This is a genomic window from Bacillus sp. ISL-47, from assembly GCF_018613175.1.
In the GTDB taxonomy this organism is placed as follows: domain Bacteria; phylum Bacillota; class Bacilli; order Bacillales; family Cytobacillaceae; genus Cytobacillus.
Window position 1 is genome coordinate 1 of sequence record NZ_JAGGQS010000028.1, and the last position, 19,087, is coordinate 19,087.

Annotated in this window: 19 protein-coding genes and 1 pseudogene; 2 read left to right on the forward strand and 18 right to left on the reverse strand. The window is 42.9% G+C overall.

The window, feature by feature from the left end; all coding sequences use genetic code 11:
* Positions 1 to 305: 305 nt before the first annotated feature.
* On the reverse strand, positions 306 to 1,478 hold the full coding sequence (locus tag J7I93_RS10785) for an MFS transporter (RefSeq protein WP_214725868.1): 1,173 nt from the start codon (positions 1,476 to 1,478) through the stop codon (positions 306 to 308).
* A 147-nt stretch (positions 1,479 to 1,625) separates the two neighbouring features.
* Positions 1,626 to 3,311, reverse strand: a complete 1,686-nt coding sequence (locus J7I93_RS10790; protein ID WP_214725869.1) for an SWIM zinc finger family protein — start codon at positions 3,309 to 3,311, stop codon at positions 1,626 to 1,628.
* A 171-nt stretch (positions 3,312 to 3,482) separates the two neighbouring features.
* Here J7I93_RS10790 and J7I93_RS10795 point away from each other — a divergent pair, with 171 nt between their 5' ends.
* Entirely contained in the window at positions 3,483 to 3,647 is a 165-nt protein-coding gene (locus J7I93_RS10795; RefSeq protein ID WP_214725870.1) for a hypothetical protein, read from the forward strand.
* 128 nt (positions 3,648 to 3,775) lie between these two features.
* Positions 3,776 to 4,798 (forward strand): DUF1646 family protein, encoded by a 1,023-nt coding sequence (locus J7I93_RS10800; RefSeq protein ID WP_214725871.1) that lies wholly within the window; start codon positions 3,776 to 3,778, stop codon positions 4,796 to 4,798.
* Between the two features lie 27 nt (positions 4,799 to 4,825).
* On the opposite strand, the gene J7I93_RS10805 is transcribed toward J7I93_RS10800, so the two are convergent.
* The 16 genes and pseudogenes from J7I93_RS10805 to J7I93_RS10880 form a co-directional block, all read right to left on the reverse strand.
* Positions 4,826 to 5,095 carry an OsmC family protein gene (locus tag J7I93_RS10805; RefSeq protein WP_214725905.1) on the reverse strand — a complete coding sequence of 90 codons (270 nt, stop codon included), beginning with the start codon at positions 5,093 to 5,095 and terminating at the stop codon, positions 4,826 to 4,828.
* Positions 5,096 to 5,299: a hypothetical protein gene (locus J7I93_RS10810; RefSeq protein WP_110062934.1), complete on the reverse strand. Its 204-nt coding sequence runs from the start codon at positions 5,297 to 5,299 to the stop codon at positions 5,096 to 5,098.
* Between the two features lie 14 nt (positions 5,300 to 5,313).
* Positions 5,314 to 5,964, reverse strand: a complete 651-nt coding sequence (locus tag J7I93_RS10815; RefSeq protein ID WP_214725873.1) for a DsbA family oxidoreductase — start codon at positions 5,962 to 5,964, stop codon at positions 5,314 to 5,316.
* 433 nt (positions 5,965 to 6,397) lie between these two features.
* A complete protein-coding gene (locus J7I93_RS10820; RefSeq protein WP_214725874.1) occupies positions 6,398 to 7,375 on the reverse strand; it encodes a quinone oxidoreductase family protein in 978 nt (325 codons plus the stop codon).
* Between the two features lie 112 nt (positions 7,376 to 7,487).
* Positions 7,488 to 8,621, reverse strand: coding sequence for a glycerate kinase (locus tag J7I93_RS10825; protein ID WP_214725875.1), 1,134 nt, complete (start codon positions 8,619 to 8,621; stop codon positions 7,488 to 7,490).
* 82 nt (positions 8,622 to 8,703) lie between these two features.
* On the reverse strand, positions 8,704 to 9,972 hold the full coding sequence (locus J7I93_RS10830) for a GntP family permease (RefSeq protein ID WP_214725876.1): 1,269 nt from the start codon (positions 9,970 to 9,972) through the stop codon (positions 8,704 to 8,706).
* A 124-nt stretch (positions 9,973 to 10,096) separates the two neighbouring features.
* On the reverse strand, positions 10,097 to 11,203 hold the full coding sequence (locus tag J7I93_RS10835) for a sugar diacid recognition domain-containing protein (protein ID WP_214725877.1): 1,107 nt from the start codon (positions 11,201 to 11,203) through the stop codon (positions 10,097 to 10,099).
* Positions 11,204 to 11,307: 104 nt separating this feature from the next.
* Positions 11,308 to 11,922, reverse strand: coding sequence for an NAD(P)-dependent oxidoreductase (locus J7I93_RS10840; RefSeq protein ID WP_214725878.1), 615 nt, complete (start codon positions 11,920 to 11,922; stop codon positions 11,308 to 11,310).
* A complete protein-coding gene (locus J7I93_RS10845; RefSeq protein ID WP_353050267.1) occupies positions 11,903 to 12,685 on the reverse strand; it encodes a sirohydrochlorin chelatase in 783 nt (260 codons plus the stop codon). Before J7I93_RS10845 ends, J7I93_RS10840 begins: the two co-directional genes overlap by 20 nt.
* Before the next feature lie 253 nt (positions 12,686 to 12,938).
* Positions 12,939 to 13,721: a uroporphyrinogen-III C-methyltransferase gene (gene cobA, locus J7I93_RS10850; protein WP_214725880.1), complete on the reverse strand. Its 783-nt coding sequence runs from the start codon at positions 13,719 to 13,721 to the stop codon at positions 12,939 to 12,941.
* Positions 13,722 to 14,180: 459 nt separating this feature from the next.
* Positions 14,181 to 14,780 (reverse strand): adenylyl-sulfate kinase, encoded by a 600-nt coding sequence (gene cysC / locus J7I93_RS10855; protein WP_214725881.1) that lies wholly within the window; start codon positions 14,778 to 14,780, stop codon positions 14,181 to 14,183.
* Between the two features lie 12 nt (positions 14,781 to 14,792).
* Positions 14,793 to 15,938 (reverse strand): sulfate adenylyltransferase, encoded by a 1,146-nt coding sequence (sat, locus tag J7I93_RS10860; RefSeq protein WP_214725882.1) that lies wholly within the window; start codon positions 15,936 to 15,938, stop codon positions 14,793 to 14,795.
* A 27-nt stretch (positions 15,939 to 15,965) separates the two neighbouring features.
* The gene (locus J7I93_RS10865) at positions 15,966 to 17,030 is read right to left on the reverse strand and encodes a sulfate permease (protein WP_214725883.1); all 1,065 of its coding nucleotides are present in this window, start codon (positions 17,028 to 17,030) and stop codon (positions 15,966 to 15,968) included.
* 15 nt (positions 17,031 to 17,045) lie between these two features.
* Complete coding sequence (locus J7I93_RS10870) at positions 17,046 to 17,762, reverse strand: phosphoadenylyl-sulfate reductase (RefSeq protein ID WP_214725884.1); 717 nt, start codon at positions 17,760 to 17,762, stop codon at positions 17,046 to 17,048.
* 108 nt (positions 17,763 to 17,870) lie between these two features.
* Positions 17,871 to 18,050, reverse strand: coding sequence for a YezD family protein (locus J7I93_RS10875; protein WP_110062946.1), 180 nt, complete (start codon positions 18,048 to 18,050; stop codon positions 17,871 to 17,873).
* 369 nt (positions 18,051 to 18,419) lie between these two features.
* Positions 18,420 to 19,003: pseudogene (locus J7I93_RS10880) on the reverse strand (M14 family metallopeptidase); the annotation flags it as partial.
* Positions 19,004 to 19,087 lie beyond the last annotated feature (84 nt).

The window sequence follows — 19,087 nt, forward strand, 5'->3', positions numbered from 1 at the left end:
TAAAAAAGGTGCGAATTATGGTGCTAAAATACCATTACATTTATAAAAAGCCTTAATATTCAACAAAAAAGATGCAGTCCAATTCAGTTGCGAATTGGACTGCTAATTTGTTTGCTAATTAAGTTTTTGTACTCGAAAACCGAACCCGTTAATTAGAGAGTCTGGCGTTTTTTTCTTTTGCCTGTATTAAAGCTTACAGTTCAATTTAGACCATGTTGATTGGAGCGAATGGCCCGAGATTCCTTTGGCTTTCCCCATGGAAGGGAGCTCATGCATCGGAAATCAACAGGCTAATGTAACATAGCTTACTTTTTAAAGCTTTCTGCAGCTGTTAGCGGTCTTTCTCTTTTCGCCATGGAAAGTGCAGCCGTTCCAAGGGCGATGACAATAAAGACACTTCCGGCAGCTGCATTGAGTTCGACGGAAGTTGATTCAATCATGATTCCACCGATCATGCTGCCGAATGCCATTCCCATGTGAACAGCAGAGTTGTTCAAAGTTTGCTGAATATCTGATGTTTGCGGAGATACTTCAATCAGATAGCTGTGTATGGCTGGTGTAATAGCCCAGCTTAGCATGCTCCAGATGATGACGACTATCAGGAAGAGCGGTAATGAAAAGGCTGCGAACGGCAACGAAAAAATGGTTACTCCGAACAGCGCAATTAACGTTAAGATGACAGGCTTTGCACCAAAACGATCAGCCATCAATCCGCCAATTCCTCCTCCAATTACGGCCGCAATCCCAAAGATTAAGTACACGATGCTGACCCAATTGCCATCGAGCCCCATTTTCATTTTTAGAAATGGTGTTAAATACCCATAAAAAGTTAAATGGCCGGCCATCAATAAGAAAGACGTAGTCTGTGTAAGCGCAATTTTACGGCTTTTCAGCGTCCGAAGCTGTTCACCAATCGGCACTGCAGGCTTTGGAGCTACTTTTCCCATGAAGAAATAAACGCCTGCCATAGATAATACTGTCAATACAGAAATAAGGACAAAGGGTGCACGCCATCCGAACGCATTTCCAAGCATAAGTCCGATCGGCACACCCAGTACAAGGGAGGCACTGATTCCCATAAACACAATCCCAATTGCACGTGCACGGTATTGTTCAGTTACGATATAAGATGCCATTGTCATACATAAAGCTATCAACAGCGAACCGCTTGCGGCTGCCAGAATTCGTCCAACTAATAAAACACTATAGAATGGACTGAAAACAGCCACGATATTCCCCGCTAAAAACACGACTAAGGAAATCATCATTAAGCGGCTACGCTCCATTTTAACAGTTAAGGTAAGCAATATAGGCGCTGCTATGGCAAAAGCAAGTGAAAAGACAGTTATCAGAAGACCGGCCTGTCCAAGGCTGATACCAAGATCGTCAGCAACAAGGTCCAGCAGACCTCCAATAATCAGTTCCACCATACCAACAACAAACGAAATAATCGCCAATAAATAGATGCGTTTATCCAAGCTGAACTTCCTCTCTAGAAATCTATTTAATATCTTTAAGTAAGTGTTAAAATAAAATAATATCTTAACATATTGAAAGGGATAAGTTCAAAGAAGTGAATAGTCAAAAAACAGCAAAAAAAGTCTGCTAAAGCAGGCAGACTTTTCTCATTTATTCTTATTTAGCTCGTCCAACAGCGCAGGACGCCTAACATATTCCTTCTTTAACTTTGTTATTAAAGCTTCAGCATGTCCATCACCCATTATTTTCTTATAGTTCTTAATAATCTTGCAGGATTGCTTGTATAGACGCCTTTCGTTGGCATTTCGGACACTATTTTCAATATAGCCCGAATATATTTCATTAACTTCTTCAAAATACTCGTCAATCAGGTAAGGGTAGAGCTTTTCAATCATAGAAGGATGTGTTCGGCAATAATTCAATAAATCCTCGTTTAAGTCTTCATGTATCATGATTTCTTCATATACCATTGAAGTATAAGGACTCTTTTCAAATTTGGAAATGATCTCTTGCAGTACTGGTATCCATTCATCAGCTGAATAAAGCTTTTTCAATTTATAGAAGTATTCTGCACCTTCGTTGTAAACCAGTTGAAGCCCCAATTCTTTCTGACTATCAAGGTCACCTGACATTTCATATGTCTTATAAAGGTACTTTTTCCACTTGCTTATAAGCCCAGGATATTGATGATCTTTTTTTTCGCCTTCAATACAAAGGGAAATAGCTTTATCATACTCCCTATTCTCTAGAGCAAGTTTTACCGCTTTTTCTCTAAAATCGCTGTAATTAATGTTTTGAAATATGAAATCCTCAATCTCTTCTTCACTGTCATTCATGGCAATGAGATCAAATTGCAGGAGCTTAATTTCTTTATTGTGGTATTCAGCTCTCCACGGCACTGGGTTACTATGGTCTAATAGCTGTTCCAGCTGTTTTTCCAGCTTGTCGCGCAGTTCTTTTCTGTTAGTAAAATAAGAGCATGCTCTTAAAAGACTATATCTCCAATCTTCCAAGCCATCGTAGCGTTTTAGCATTGCTTCTTTAAGTATCATTTTAAAAATGGAATTCAGTTCTTTTTCATCGCTTTTGGATCCGGCATGTCTGGCTGCCTCTTCTATTTGGGATAAACTTTCGTGGATAACATCTCCTACAGATCCGTTGGAATCATCTGTGTAGCCAATGATTCCAACTACAATTGATAAAATGGCTATGTTTAGCCCGATTGCGCCCTGCAGATCACCTTGATCCAATTTCTTTTTGGCCTTTCCAAGTGTAATATTTGCTCCCTGGAGAGCATAATCGACATCCCGCCAATGGATGAATCCGCTTCTTTTAGCAGAATTAATATACTCTCGGATCAGTTTTTTGCTTGCTGCAGCTTCATCCTCCACCGGTGCATACTTGAATATGATTTCCTTCTTAATTTGAGGATTCTCTTCTGATATTTTTAAAATGATTGAAGCTAATTCTTCCTTTTGCAAACCAGCCAAAATCGTTTCCAATTCCGGCTCTTTTGATTTCCCTGCTTTAAATGCTTTTCTTTTTGGCTGCTTTTGAGCCGATTTACGATCTCTTAAGGCAAAAAGAGCAGCTCCAATGTGCTTGCAATAGAGTGACATATCATACGGACAATCACAACCAGCCGTGATGATTTTATCATTGTCATCCAGTTTTACAGTAACTGTGTATAAATCCGTCCCTTTTATAGTGACAATATATTGATTTTCTCCAGCCTTCTTCATCTCTAATACACGGCCTTTATTAAAGTAATCTTTCCCGCGCTTCAGAATGACATCCTTCATTTGGTTTTCGAATTTTGCCAAATTCATCATTTCGCCCCCCAGCCAAATTTCCCATCTATAATGTATACATTAATAACATAAAATCTCCTGCTATGGGAATGATAAAAATATCTCCCTTAAACAACTTCCAAAAATTACATGTTTGAATATATGTAATAAATAGGAAATAAAAAAACAAATATTGTAAAGGAGTTGATGATCTTGTTGGATAGCCGAGAAAAAAATGAACGCAGTCAAACTCCCCCAATAACTTCTGTGAATGAGGAAATGAATACCGCCGGGACAACTCCTAATTCTTCAAATGCCATGCAAAGCCTGGAGCCTGAATTTGACATAACAGGAACAGTGTTAAATGATTATAGCTGATTTTCTTTATTAAAATCCCCAGCGCAGTCAGCGCAGGGATTTTTTTATGGAAAGTTTGTCCCATTTGCAGCATACGATTGTAGTATTCCTTGTGCTTCACTTGGAAAATAACCAATTGGAGATAGATAATGATTATTGGTTTACTGGTTATTTTCATTGTCGTCCTGCTGCTGCCGTTTATCTCGGATCATGTGGAAAAAAACCTCGAGATGTTTCTGTTCGTGATGGGTCTGTCTGCTGCTTTTGCAAGCGGTGTGATGAATGACACACTCTTTTTAAAAGCAGCTTATGACCCTATAAATATTACAGCTGCCGTTTTTGTAGCCGGCTTGCTTTTTAAATGGTTTCAGGTAAAGCTGGAAAGCTGCATACTTTCAGTGAGCCGCAGGCTGCCCTTTCGCTTATTTGCAGCTTTGGTAGTCATTTTGCTTGGCTTAATCTCGAGCATCATTACAGCAATAATTGCCGCGTTAGTGTTAGTTCTAGTTGTCAGTGCCCTTCGCCTTGATCGGGCGTCTGAAATACGACTTACAGTCCTCGCTTGTTTTTCAATCGGGCTCGGAGCTGCTCTGACACCGATCGGAGAGCCGCTTTCCACCATTGCCATCAGCAAATTAAATGAAGACTTTTTCTTTTTGCTGGAGTTGGTGGGATCACAGATTGGGATAGCATTACTTTTTTTCGGGATTTTGGCAGCCCATTTTGTAAAACGGCCTGTGTCAGGAAGAGGGTCTTTCAGCAAAAAGCCAGCTGGTGAGAGCTATGAAGAGATTCTTGTTCGTGCCCTGAAGATTTATTTTTTCGTAATGGGATTGACTTTTTTGGGTGCAGGATTTGAAACGCTGATTAATCATTTCCTGATTGGTTTAAACCCGTTGCTGCTGTACTGGATCAATATGATTTCAGCCGTTTTGGATAATGCAACGCTCGCAGCCGCCGAAATCAGTCCATCTATGGATCATTTTACTGTAAAATCGATTCTGCTCGGACTTCTCATAAGCGGGGGTATGCTAATCCCCGGTAATATTCCGAATATAATTGCAGCAGGCAAGCTGCAAATTACAAGCAAAGAATGGGCAGCTTTTGGCGTTCCGGTAGCATTGTTGACAATGGGGGCTTATTTTATTTTTATGGTGGTTTGGGGACAATAAAAAGGACTGAAATTCAGTCCTTTTTATTTATTCTTCCGTAATTTCCCATGTGTTTTCCAGGTTTATTGCCCCCTTAAGAGTCTGTGCAACAGGACAGGCTTTTTCGAAGACATTTAGGGCCCGCTCTGCTGCTTCTTTTTTTCCTTTAGGAATTAGCAGCTTGAATTTTGTGCGTATAGTGGTAATTTTCAAGACTCCTTCTGGTGCCTCAATTACACCCTGTACGTCAGCCTGCAATTTTTCTCTCGTAATTGGAATTTCACGCGCCTCCAGCGCGCCTGCTAATGTTCCAACCAGTCAGCCGCCTGCAGCTGCAACAATATGGTCAAGTGTAGAGGGATACTCCACTTCCGGTTCAACACCATAAAATTGCTTGACGCCGCCGTGGACACCAAAATAAACAGGCTGCTGAAAGCCGCTTATGTACGCGCTTTTCACCTTATTCGCTGTATCTTCCGGATAAATAGTCATTTTGGTTAATTCAATGGGATCCTTTGACATTGGCTTCTCTCCTTTTAGCTGCATCCCTCTGGTCCGCATGCGAAACCATTGGAATCAGATTTACCATTTTTCCGAATCATCTCTTCTTCGATCGCCTTTTCAATCATTTCCTTTTGGCGTGCACCTGACAATATCGTATTTCCTATCTTAAAGGTTGGCACAGCCTGAATTTCCGCTTCATTATAGGCATGTCTGAGTGCTTCTTTATGGACATCCTTATATTTTCTTGTTTCCAGCGATACCTGAAAAGCATTCTGGTCCAAGCTCAATTCGGCGGCTACTTTTGTCAGGACCTCAATATTCCCTATATCCAGCTCATCCTGGAAAAAGGCTGTGAACATTCGATGGTTGTACTCATTACCCTTTCCATGTTCTTTGGCGAATTGAAAGCCTTCGAAAGCCAGGTGGGTATGGGGCTGCGGCGATACGTGCGGCAAAACTATTTTTACGCCGAACTGATCGGCCATAGGATAAACAAAGTTTTTCCAGGTAGATTGCAGGTAATCCCCTTCAGGCTTCAGCGTTTCATTCGGATATGGCCTTAACTCATAAGGCATCCATTCCACTTCCACATCTTTGCCTTTAATCGCTTCATTCAGCGGAACCTCCGCTATAAAACAAAATGGTCAAACATAATCAGAATAAACTCGAATTTTTAATGTCATGGAATAGCTCCTTTTGTAGTGGTCGTTGATACTTTTTCCTTAAAAAGAGGTATTCAAACGCAGAATGGCAGAATTGAGCGTTTTTCTTCCTGAGAAATTCCGTTGCAGGTTGAATTTTATAAAATTGCTGTTTCGCAAAAATTATTGCTTTTTAAACAATAGTGAGGAGAGGTTGATTTCNNACCTGTCCCACTCCTCCCGCTGGAGTCCCGCACCTTACGCTCCAATCAACCAACCTTATTTATCATTGTTTTATTAACAAATCTATTTAAAAACAAAATAACATTCTTTTTTATAAAACAACCTAAGATTTAGTTAGAATAAGCTAATGAACGTCTTGAGCAATCCTCTTTTCTGCGAAAATGTGGATACAATCCCGAAACAGCAAATTAAGCTAGATATTAGGAGCACCCTCTTGGTTTACATAATATATTTATCGTATATCCAAAATGATCTTTCCGGTACTCAGCCTGCTTTCTATTAATTGATGGGCAGCTGCTGCTTCTTTCAATGGAAAGGTGTGGCCAATTTTTACGTTTAGCTTGCCGTTTTTTAAATATTCCATCACCTGATTCGCCGTTTCCCTCAATGTTTCCGGCCGTTTTTTCCTTGTAGTACCCAGGCTGTAGCCTAAAACAGAGCGGCAGCTTTTATGAAGATCATTCGTTTTAATAACGCCAGTTTCACCAGTTGAATTACCAAACTGGATCATCCGTCCATAATCGGCAAGGCAGTCGAAGCTTTGCTGTGTAATGGGTCCGGCTAATGAATCCAAAATAATATCTGCACCCTTGCCTTCTGTAAGACTATTGACCAGATCAGCAAAATTTTCTTTTTCATAAACCACCACATGATCCGCTCCTGCCTCCAGAGCAACAGGAACTTTTGCTTCCCTGCCAACCGTTCCGATTACTTTTCCTGCACCTAAGATTTTCGCCATTTGGATTGCTGTGGTTCCAACTCCCCCGGCTGCAGAATGAACCAGAACGGTTTCGCCTTTTTCAAGACGGGCAATATCAGCGAGCATCTTATAGGATAAAAAAGAAACCGTCGGACAGGCAGCGGCCGTTTCAAAACTGACTTCATCCGGAATCGAAAATGTCAAATTCTCATCCGCAGCCACGTATTCTGCATACGAGCCCTCGGCGGGAAACGCAATGACACGGTCACCCTTTTGAAACCTTGAAATTTCTGTACCCGTTTCAACAATTACTCCTGCCGCATCCAAACCTGGAATAAAAGGAAAACGGCCGTTTCCGCCTTGTCCATATCTGGATTTCACATCAGCATAATTGACGCTTGTTTTTTCAACTTGAATCAATACCTGATTCGGTTTGATTTTTGGAATATCTATATCCATGTAAGTTAGTACCTCTGGCTTGCCGTATTCTGGAACAATAATTGCTTTCATTCACATAGCCTCCAATTAAATATTCTTTACAAACATATTCTCTTTGGATCCTGTCTACGCCTTTTTTTCTGCAAAAAAAGAAGCTGCACTTCGCAGCTTCCCACCTAAAATCTTATTTACCCATTTTCAAAGTAGCCGCGATGTTTCTAGCCGCTCTTTCCATGTAAACTGCTGCATGTTCAAACGCATCAGGCAGCGAAATAACGCCTGGCACAATACTGAAAAGCGAATCAATCCCATGTTCATGGACGATGTGGTTATCATCCGATAATGAACCGGCAAGGCCGATTACAGATACCCCGTATTTTTTAGCTGCTTTTGCCACACCGATCGGCGTTTTTCCGTAAATGGTTTGGCTGTCAATCCGCCCTTCGCCAGTAATGACCAAGTCAGCATCTTGAACTTCAGCTTCGAAATTTACTGCGTTAAGGACAATATCAATGCCTCTTTTTAAATCAGCATTCAAAAAGGCGAGTAAGCTTGCACCAAGTCCCCCTGCAGCGCCTGCACCCTCTAAATCGCGAAAGGATTTGCCGAGCGCTTTTTCTACCACATCCGCATAATGGGCAAGGTTATCATCCAGCAATGTTACCATTTCAGGTGTGGCACCTTTTTGCGGTCCGAAAATCGCAGATGCACCTCTTGGTCCGGTTAACGGGTTATCCACGTCACAGGCTACTTCGATATGAACGTCTTTCAATCTAACATCAAGATCGGATAAATCTACTAAAGAAAGTTGAGAGAGAGAACCGCCGCCAGGGCCAATTTCTTTGCCTGCTTCATCTAGAAGCTTTCCTCCCAATGCCTGGACCATTCCGGCCCCGCCATCATTTGTAGCGCTTCCGCCAATTCCGATGATAATATGTTTGACGCCTAAATCCAATGCAGCTGATATTAACTCGCCTGTTCCTCTGGTCGAAGTGATTAGCGGGTTCCTTTTTTCAGCAGGAACGAGATGCAAACCGGAAGCTGCTGCCATTTCAATGACCGCTGTTTTTCCATCTCCCATTAAACCAAAGAATGCTTTAACCGGTTCTCCCAGCGGTCCCGACACAGTCCGTTCCTCGATTGCTCCATTCGTGGCATCAACCAGGGATTGGACTGTACCTTCTCCACCGTCTGCCATAGGCATTTTCATGTACTCGGCATGAGGAAAAATGGCTCTGAATCCTCTTTCAATTGCATTAGCCGCCTCGAGAGCCGATAAACTTTCTTTAAAGGAGTCAGGCGCGATTACTATTTTCATAATTGAACATCTCCCTTTCTATTAACCTGCGTTAACGGCAGTGCAGCTCCGTTACAAGCTTTCAAAGACAATTTGTTTCACCTTATCCAAAAAGCTTAAAGACTCCAAATACGATAATTGAGATGATTGCGAGTGTCAGACCGACAAGAGACTCGTATGGCATCAGTTTTAAGCGTTCTTTTATGTCCATATTGACACTGCCTGCTGTTGCGTGGAAAAAGCTTCCGTGGGGCAAGTGATCAAGTACGGTGGCACCAGCATGGATCATGGCAGCTCCAGCCAATGCAGATACGCCCAATCCTAAAATCGTGCTTCCAAAGACTCCGCTCGCTACAGCTGTACCAGCCGTTGTTGAAGCGGTTGCAGCAGACATGAAAATACCGGAAGCAGGAGCCAGCAGATAAGCTGGAAGACCTGATGAGCTTAATGCGTTAATAATGACATCTTTTAACGCTGAGTTGGCAATGATGCCGGCCAATGTTCCAGTTCCCAATAACATAATGGCAACGCCGGACATTTTGCTTAGCCCGGAAACAGCATAGTCATTGATTTTTCTAGTTTTTCTCATGGCAATGGCACCCGCAATACCTCCGGCAGGGAGAGCAACCATGGGGTCAATATTTATTTCAAATAATGGGCGCAGCGACAAAAGAAAAATCGTAACCAGCGGTGCAATCATAGCTGTGAAGAATAATGGAAGCTTCGTGTTATCTGTGATTTCCACATCTTCAGTCATCACGGCCGAGCCTTTATTTACGAGTTTCTTGGCAATAAAGTACGTAACAGCCAGTCCAAAAATAGCTGGAATGATTCCCGCAGCCATGACGGAAGTAAGTGAAACACCAAATGCATCTGAGGCTGCAATGGCATTTGGATTTGGTGACATAATGTTCCCTGCTTTACCGCCGCCGATCATCGCAAGCAGGATGGCCATTTTTGAAAGCTTAGCTCTTTTGGCAATGGCCAGAGCGATTGGTGATACAGTTATGACGGCTACGTCTACGAAAACGCCAACCATTGTTAAGATCATCGTCGCCACTGCCAGCGCAAGCAGCGCACGCGTTTCTCCGAATTTTTTTACGATGGTTTCAGCAATGGAAGATGCTGCACCTGATTCAATCAGGACACCTGCCAGAATACCTGCAGCCAGAATTCTTAGGACTGCCGGGATAATTCCTTTGGCGCCTTCCATCATTAGATTCACTGTATTCGTAATATCAACGCCGCCTATCAGCCCGCCGATTAATGCACCGGCAACCATCCCATACGCAGGCGGCACTTTTTTCAAGATTAATAGAATAGCAATAACCAAGGCACTAATGGCCCCTAAAGCGCTTACAGTAACATCCATATGAAAACCTCCCCAGGTGCTTGTTTGCTTATGAATTTATTGTAAGCGTTTTCGTTGCTTTTTACATTGTGTATGCTGCTAAATTTTAAGCAGTGAATTTTCTATAAATTGTGCATCTGCACAATCAGCGAAGATCATTTATTAATTTTGCCATATACAACTCAATTAGATTTTTAATATTTCTTGGGTCCTTTCCTGTCAGTTCTGTGACTTTATCCAGCCGGTATCTGAGGGTATTGCGATGAATAAATAGGCTCTCCGCAATTTTGTTCAGTTCTCCGCCTTCTTTTATGTAAAGATCCAGGGTATGCGCCAGCTCCCCCTTTTTATCCTGCTCAAGCAGCCGGTCGTAAAAAGAGAAAGCATTCTCAGGCTGCCCAGTTTGTGCCAGTTTCGATAGCATAACTTCCAATCGGTACTCCTCGTAACGGTAAAAACCTGCATCTGGGTTAAGCTTTTGTCCAACAGCGAGAGTTAGTTGTGCCAAATGAAATGATGTCTTGATTTCATTGATGGTTTCAGACATATTGCCGATTCCAATAACGATCTTCTCCTTTGGAGCGTTTACCAGACGTCTTACAAATGCAGTACATTCAGATGGAGATCCCGCTTTAAGAATCACAACTTCATTATTAAAGGTTACACCAATTAGATCTTGTTTTTCGAGTTCAAAATGAATGGCGCTTATGAGCTTTTGTATGGCTGCTTCAGGACGCCTGCACTGTTTAAGTATGATAGCTGCTCTCGGCTGTTCAAGATCGATGCCAAGAAATCCTGCACGCTCTTTTATCCAGGCTTCATTTAGATGTTCATCAGATATAAGCTGATTAACAATCTCGCTTTGCAGACGCTGCTTCCATTGCACTCTCTCCAGCAAAAAAGATTGCTCTAACACGAGTTCTGCCGCCATTTTAACAAGCTCTGCATAATTGCGGATTTGTTCCGGCTCGCCCGTTATGCCGACTACTCCAACGATTTGGCTATTAAAACGAATAGGCAAATTGATTCCGGGCTTCGACCCTTTTAGCTTTGAAGCCTTTGGTTCATCAATTTCGACACTTTCCGCTTTTTTCAGGACAAGCAAAGCACCGTCATGAAGCTGATTAATCCTTTTGCGATCGCCCGATCCAATGATAATGCCTTCCTCATTCATCACGTTTATATTTTTATTTAGAATTTTCATTGTCCGCTCCACTATTTCCTGTGCAAGCTCATGAGTTAAAAGCTCCATCTATCTGCCGCCTTCCTGCTTCATTGGTTTTAATGTACCATAGTGTATATGCACAATAAAACAAAATAAAAAACCGTGTGCGAAACACACGGTTTTTGCATCAATTAGCTAAGTTGTAATGATTGCAGATGGTTCCATTTTTCCTGGCGGATATCTTCATGGACACGATAGCGGTCATCAAGCAATTCTGCCAGAAGCTTATTTTTTTCATCGGAAGAGATTGGAAGCTTTCGGATATACTCGCGGCATTCTGCCAAAAAACCAGTATATCCGGTCCAGCTATCATTAAATTGCTCCTCCAATTCTTTTTTCAGCTTGCGGGTAAGCTTGGGGCTGGCACCGTTTGAAGTGACAGCAACCTGCAGATGGCCTCGGCGGACAGTAGCCGGAAATGTGACATTCCCATCGCCGGATTCATCTACAACACACACGAGCTGTGCAGGGGCAAGTGATTGGGCCAGGGCCTGGTTTATTTTCCGATTATTGGTGGCCAGGATGGTGAGGAATGCATCCTCAAAGTCTTCTGGATATGCTTCACGGTGAACAAGATCATACCCTCTCTGATTGGCAAGCCCAATGACATCTTTTGAAAAATCAGGCGCGATAAATATAATATCTGCCTGTTCTGTATCCAGCACTTTCGCTTTACGGAAGGCTATCCTGCCTCCGCCTGCGATAACAATTTTTTTATCAGTTAAATTAATGACTAGCGGCTGCACTCGCATTCTCCTTTCCGTTAGCTTTTTCGATGACAATATTCTGTATAACCTGCTGGCTTCCCAAAGCATCCGTTAGTAAAATCGAGTGTCCCCTGTTCTTCTTCTTTTCTACTTCCCTCTTAATCTCATTCAATAGAAGACCTGCAAATAAAAGATATGGGATAACAATGATTCTGCCTTTTGCTTTTTCACATATGGAATCCAGACTTTCTTTGAAAGATGGGGACGCTGCAGCCAAATAACACACACGAACCTCATTTAAGCCAAGCCGCTGGCTGATTCCTTGTGCGATTGAGTCGAATGATTCTTGTATAGATGGGTCGCTGCTCCCTCTGCCGACGATAAGGATGGAATCATGAGTGTTAACTGGGTGAGCTACCGTGGTTACCAGCTCAGCAATAGCGTCTAAAATCCGGTGTTGTACACCGAAAGGATCTGCTGTTGTTACGTTTATAGTAGGGTGTTTTTTTATTAAAGGGTCAAGTGCGTCAGGAATATCCTGCTTAATATGGCCTGCTGCCAGCAGAAATAGAGGAACTATTGTTATGTCGGTAGCTCCTTTAAGGACACAGTGCTCAAACCCTTGTTCTATGGACGGTTCTGTGAGTTCGAGAAAGCTCAGCTGCTGAATGGGATGTTCAACCTTTTTCATGACATTTTCTATAAAAAGTTTTGCTTCCGCAGCCCCCTGTTTTGAACGGGTTCCATGGCCGATATATAAGATCGCTTTCATATGGGTCCTCCTTTCCTGGAAGATAGAGATTAATAAGAGACGTTGGTAATTATTTTAAATTAGCAAAAAAGAGTGCGTAGTTTAGAAGAACTTAGTCTGCAAATACTTTCCTTGTTGAACGGCAAAAACATAACCTTAGAGCTGCCCCTCAAATGGCTCATTCCCGCGCCAATATACTTAAATAGCGCACATACTTCCAGTCTAGCCGCGCCTAACCTGATTTTAGCGAATTAAGAGAGAGCTGCACACGAAACAGCTCCCTCTCTCCTATACCACAAACACCTTAACTTAACTCCTGCATAACCGGCAAATTCGGTAAAACTTCTTCTTCAAACCAATTAATTCTATCGTGGAGCTTAACGACATCACCAATAATAATCATACTGGGGTTTGCGATATGAGCCTCTTTTACATTTTTTTCAATGCTGGTAAGAGTACCTGTTACAGTCCGCTGTTCTCCAAGGGTTCCCCAGTGTACTAGTGCAATGGGAGTCTGCGGGGATTTTCCATTGTTCAGTAAATTTTTCACGATGTTTGGCAAATGCGATACACCCATGTAGACACAAATGGTATCTACCGCATGAGCCAAATGGCCCCATTGGTGCTCGGCTTCTTCATTTCCGGCTTGGTGGCCGGTGACAAATGCGAAGCTCTTGCTCAAGGTTCGGTGTGTGACAGGAATACCTGCATAGGCTGCAGCTGCAATTCCAGCAGTAATACCCGGGACGATTTCAAACGTGACGCCATTTTTTACGCATTCTTCTGCTTCTTCACCGCCTCTGCCGAAAACAAAGGGATCTCCGCCTTTTAAGCGGCAAACCTGCAGGCCCTTTTTAGCATATTTCACGAGAAGATGGTTAATCGTTTCCTGCTTCATAACGTGATGATTTGGAAGCTTTCCACAGTATACGAGCTGCGCTTCTTTTTTTGCATGCTTTAAAAGTTCCGGGTTCACGAGACGATCATAAAGAACAACATCTGCCTCCTGAAGGCAGCGCATTCCTTTGACAGTCATTAAATCGGGATCTCCAGGACCTGCACCCACTAAATAAACTTTTCCCGTCATTTTCATGACCGCCCTTTCTAAAATGTTTTTATGTTTTGGCTGTTTTCTCATTGATTCTTGTATAGTTTGTAAATGATGCCCGTTGATTTCCGCTGCGGGCACGCAGCGAACCCGCGGGGAGGAATGAGAGCCTCCTCGGCTTCGCCTGTGGGGTCTCTCACCCCCTCTCCTCCCGCAGGACATTGGAAAAGCATCCTTGAGTAAACATCGTACGAAGAAAATGCGAATGCATTTTCGAGGAGTCAAGTGCCCTCCGCTCCAATCAACTCAGAGGCTATACTCAGTTAACCACCCAAAAGCAACAAACTATACGAAAACAGTTTTTGTTTTTATATATGCTTATACAGTCATTTATTAAGCTATTATTCTAATTGATTTTTATAATACCATTTTTCGGAGTGAAATAGTAGGAATTATTTTAGAAAAGGAGCCTCTTCTGTAAAAGAGACTCCTGCATTTTTATAAAATATTATTTTCGCGCAGATAAGTTAAAATCTGTTCCACCGCTTCTTCTACTGTGAATTGATCAGAGCGAATGGTTACTTCTGGATGATCTGGTGCTTCGTAAGGGGAATCAATTCCTGTAAAATCCTTGATTTCCCCGCGGCGCGCTTTTACATAAAGCTGCTTTGGATCGCGGCGTTCGCACTCTTCCAAGGGGCAGTCGATGAATACCTCAACAAATTCCCCTTCTTCAAAAAGCGCTCGCACGCCGTCTCTGTCAGAACGGAATGGGGAGATAAAGGCTGTTGTGACAATTTTTCCGCTGTCGACAAACAGCTTGGCGACTTCCCCAATTCGGCGGATATTTTCATTCCTGTCACTTTCTGAAAAGCCAAGATCCTTATTTAATCCATGGCGGACATTATCTCCATCAAGGACATATTCATTGATTCCCTGGCGAAAAAGTTCATGTGATACAGCATTGGCAATGGTCGATTTTCCTGAGCCGGATAGGCCTGTGAACCAAAGCACGACACTGCCATGGCCGTTTTGTGCGCGTCTCTCTTCCTTAGATATAGTGGCATCATGCCAGGTTATGTTTGTTGCTTTTGTCATTTTGCTGCCTCCTCAAACGGTTTCTTTCTCTCTCATGCCTTCGATTAATACCTCAACAACCTCTTTCCGGCTAAAAGTGGATGGCGGCAATTCACCGTTCCGCAGCATTTCCCTTACTTTTGTACCCGAAAGAATCACGCGGTCTTCTTTGCTGTGAGGGCATGTTTTATCTGAAGCCATGCCTTCGCATTTGCTGCAATAGAAGCTATGTTCAAAGAATAGAGGCTTAATGCCAAGCTCCTCTTCGGTAAAGTTGCTGAAGATATGCTGTGCATCATAAGTACCATAGTAATCTCCTACACCGGCATGGTCCCTTCCCACAATGAAATGCGTGCATCCGAAGTTTTTACGGGCAATCGCATGGAAAATGGCTTCGCGTGGGCCAGCGTATCTCATTGCAGCCGGATACACAGCCAGCTGGGTACGATCCTTGGGATAATAATTTTCCAAAAGGACGCGATAGCTCTTCAGGCGCACATCCGCCGGGATGTCATCTGATTTTGTTTCACCGACAAGCGGGTTCAGGAAAAGTCCATCTACAGTTTCCAGCGCTGCCTTTTGGATGTATTCATGGGCACGGTGCACGGGATTTCTTGTTTGGAAGCCAACAACGGTTTTCCAGCCTTTTTCTTCAAATAACGCTCTAGTTTTTTGAGGCTCAAACCAAACATCTTCTGCTACACCCTTACCAGGCTTTTTAACAAGCGTTACTTCACCAGCCACATACACCGGTCCGCGATCAAACAGCCTTTTTACACCGGGATGCGCAAGTTCTTCAGTCTTGTAGACTTCTCGTGCTTCTTTGCTTAAGTCCGGTTCAAACCACTCGGAAACCGTAATCACTCCATATACAATACCATCATTTACAAGCTTGAATGTCTCTCCAGCTGTAAGCTCTTCTGCTTTTTCATGTGATACAGGGAGCGTAACAGGGATTGACCAAACGGTTCCGTCTGCTAATCTCATTTTTTCCACAACAGATTCATAGTCCGCTTTTCCAAGGAACCCTGTCAGAGGACTGAATAATCCAACGCCGATCAGCTCTAGATCACTCAGTGCGATGGCATCAATCGTGATTTCTTTTTCAATTCCTGCAAGATTGTAATTGGAGTCAAAAGCTTGAACTAGTTTTCCCCCATGAGGTTTCGGTAAAGCCATTTTTTCATCAACCTTTCTTGTTTGAATTTACTTTTTTTCAGTTAGCGGCCTTGCACTTGATGGTGCCTGTGTCATTAAAAATTTCACTCCGAAAACGGAGATGAGTACACCCAGCATCGCAATGACCGGATACACATTCTGCTCAATCACCAGCTGGATGAATGTGTAGGAAAGAACCATGGATAACACTGGTGAAACAACCCATACAACCAATAGCTGGACAACAATATCCTTTTTTAGGACGGAGCGGCCTTGTTTGGCAAATCCGATTCCGATAATGGATGAGGTCGTGATTTGTGTTAACGGGACCGGAATTCCAAAAAGAGATGCTGCCATGACGATTCCGGCACCTGTACCCGAAATGACACAGCCTTCTTCCAGCCGGATACTGGTAATCTTTTTGCCATTCGTTTCCAGAACCTTTTTTCCGAGAAAAATCGCTCCTATTGCAACGAATAATCCTCCCCAGAAGATTCCGTTAGAAGTGCTCATGATTCCTGCGCCAACCAGCGGTCCAACAGCATTCGCGACATTATTCATGCCAGCAGAGAAGGCTTCAAACACGCCCATAAAAATGACAAGGACCGTTAATATCGGGATTGACTTTGGAGTGCTGACCCATTTTTGCATGAAGGGCTTCTTCAACAGTGTTGCTGCTAAAATAGCAATAATAAAGGCAACAACTGGTGTAAGGAGCCAAAACATGACAATCCATGCCAGCTTTCCTGCGAATACCGATTGATACACGATTCCTGCTCCGACTACTGCACCGACTGTTACTTCGCTGGTTGACAGCGGAATCCCAAATACATTAGCCAGAAACAGGGACAGTGCTGCAGAGGCGATGACAATGAGGGCAATCGCCTCTGTGAATGTACTCTGCGGTACAATTCCGCTTCCCATCGTCTTCACAACTTCCCCTCCACCCAGCCATGCCCCCAAAAAAACGGCCATTCCGCAAAGGATGAGTGCCAGGATCCGGTTTTTAATAACACCTGAGCCATAAGCGATCCCCATTGAAGCTGCTGCTCCGCTGGCACCGATATTCATGGCAAAAAACAAACCAACAGTGACCGCTATAATCGTGAGCATGGTATCCCTCTCCTTTTAGCGGGTATGAAGTCCGCATTCAGTCTTGCCGCTTCCTGACCATCGGCCGGCACGGGAATCCCCCTTTTCACCGACTGCCTGTGTACAGGGGAAGCACCCAATGCTTGGATAGCCGTGATCATGGAGTGTGTTATAAGGAAGATCCTTTTCCTTGATATAGGCCCAAACCTCATCCCAGGTCCAGTGAATCAGCGGGCAGATTTTGATATTTCTGAACTTTTCGTCCCTGTTGAGAAATTCCGTATTGGCTCTCGTAGGCGATTGCTCCCGGCGGAGACCTGAAATCCACGCATCCTTTGGTGTTAGTGCTTCTCTTAAAGGGATAACCTTGCGGATCTGACAGCATTGGTTCGGTTCCCTTTTCCATAGGGCGGAACCGAATTCTGCTGCTTGCTGGTCCAGTGTTAACGCTGGCTCCTTCCGTTCAATTTGAAGCTTTGGGAATCGGGCTTCAATCTTTTCAATCACTTCATACGTTTCAGGAAAATGCAGCCCAGTATCCAAAAATACTATGTGTGCATCAGGCTGAATTTCTTGTATTAAATCAACTAGGACAATTGCTTCGGCTCCAAAGCTGGAAGCATAGACGATTTTATCTTGCGCGTAGTTTTTGTATGCCCATTCAAGTACATTTCGGGCGCCTTTCAGTTTATCATCGAAGGCAAATGTTTCAGATATCTGTTTCCAATTTTCATATGTTACCGCAGTGCTCATCTTGCAGTACTCCTTTCATCCTGTAAAAATCTTGCCTATTCTTCAACCAAAAAAGGCCGCCTTTTCGCCTGAGATTTGTTTCAGGTAAAAAGACCGCCTCTAGTTTGTCTAGTCAGCGCGCTTATTCGGTTGAAGACGAACCTTTTCGTTCTTCTCAAGTTGTATCACTTTGCCATCCTGGACGACCAATGTGATCGATCCGTATTTGATGCTCTGCAGCATCTGCTTCAAATGAGCAGATAATTCTTCCCAGTCAGCCTGTTTCAGTGCGGCTCGCCTCCTTTTCATAGTCTAGGAAAATACATATTAGGGTTGGGTTTTAACTTAATTTTATATTATGTTGAGATTAATCCTACCATACCTATAGGAATTGTCAACAAGTTATTGGAAGAAAATTTTAAAAATCTGATAAATGGGCTTTTCTTCACTAACGCGGACTATGAAAATACTTTTTGAATAAGAAAATGGAATGATTTTTTCATTAATAAGAGGAGTTTTGTGATGAATGAGGACTTATTTTATAAATTATTCGATTTTCTGATACAAAGGAGCAAACAGAGTTCTAAATTAACTGCAGCTTTGCTCCGTAGCCGCAAGTTTTATTTTAGCTTTTTCACAAAAAAACATCCCCGACCAAAGTCACGGATGACAATCATTTTATTCGTCTGCTTCCTCACCTTGTCTGTTTTTCTGTTCAGGCAATGTGTCCCAGAAGCTAGTGTCAGCAGTTTCAATGGAACCGTCTGCAATCGCTCTTGCAGTGGCATCAAGAGTAGTGATCGTCTGTTTAATTAGGTAGCCATTACTCTTTTGGCCAAGTGCATAATCTTCTCTGGAATGGTCGGACATTCCACGCATTTCAAAAAGAAGTGTAGAGATATCGTATCGGACTGCAGCGCCGTTTCGGCCGATATTTTTACCAGTTCCGCCCACATATTTGCCGATATGGCCCCAGCCTGTATCATGTAAGGCATTGAACACCACAGACCCTAATTTTTTGGAACCTTCCAGCACTTCAGGAGCAACGTTTGGATTTGTTGGATAAAGAATTGAACCGGATACAAGCTGTCCTTCTGTTTCACTTAAAGTACCCTGATGATGAAGGTCGATCATGTAGTCGATATCATATTTCATAAATACATTTTCATGAAGAGCACGTGCTTCCTGCTCCATTTCGCTAGTTTTTTATCATGTTCACGATTAAATTCTGTCCCATTGAAATTGTAACTTAATCGTGTTAATAGAGTAAGATGCCTAGTCTTCTGACAAATTTCGTATAGCAAAATAAGTATAAAGGTCGGAGTTTAAAAAGATAAAAGTCAGGT

Bases quoted from the DNA above. Each gene is read 5' to 3' on its own strand.
- J7I93_RS10790 (WP_214725869.1), bottom strand. From the start codon at position 3,311: ATGATGAATTTGGCAAAATTCGAAAACCAAATGAAGGATGTCATTCTG.
- J7I93_RS10800 (WP_214725871.1), top strand. From the start codon at position 3,776: ATGATTATTGGTTTACTGGTTATTTTCATTGTCGTCCTGCTGCTGCCG.
- J7I93_RS10810 (WP_110062934.1), bottom strand. From the start codon at position 5,299: ATGTCAAAGGATCCCATTGAATTAACCAAAATGACTATTTATCCGGAA.
- J7I93_RS10820 (WP_214725874.1), bottom strand. From the start codon at position 7,375: ATGAAAGCAATTATTGTTCCAGAATACGGCAAGCCAGAGGTACTAACT.
- J7I93_RS10825 (WP_214725875.1), bottom strand. From the start codon at position 8,621: ATGAAAATAGTAATCGCGCCTGACTCCTTTAAAGAAAGTTTATCGGCT.
- J7I93_RS10830 (WP_214725876.1), bottom strand. From the start codon at position 9,972: ATGGATGTTACTGTAAGCGCTTTAGGGGCCATTAGTGCCTTGGTTATT.
- J7I93_RS10835 (WP_214725877.1), bottom strand. From the start codon at position 11,203: ATGGAGCTTTTAACTCATGAGCTTGCACAGGAAATAGTGGAGCGGACA.
- cobA (WP_214725880.1), bottom strand. From the start codon at position 13,721: ATGACGGGAAAAGTTTATTTAGTGGGTGCAGGTCCTGGAGATCCCGAT.
- cysC (WP_214725881.1), bottom strand. From the start codon at position 14,780: ATGACAAAAGCAACAAACATAACCTGGCATGATGCCACTATATCTAAG.
- sat (WP_214725882.1), bottom strand. From the start codon at position 15,938: ATGGCTTTACCGAAACCTCATGGGGGAAAACTAGTTCAAGCTTTTGAC.
- J7I93_RS10865 (WP_214725883.1), bottom strand. From the start codon at position 17,030: ATGCTCACGATTATAGCGGTCACTGTTGGTTTGTTTTTTGCCATGAAT.
- J7I93_RS10870 (WP_214725884.1), bottom strand. From the start codon at position 17,762: ATGAGCACTGCGGTAACATATGAAAATTGGAAACAGATATCTGAAACA.
- J7I93_RS10875 (WP_110062946.1), bottom strand. From the start codon at position 18,050: ATGAAAAGGAGGCGAGCCGCACTGAAACAGGCTGACTGGGAAGAATTA.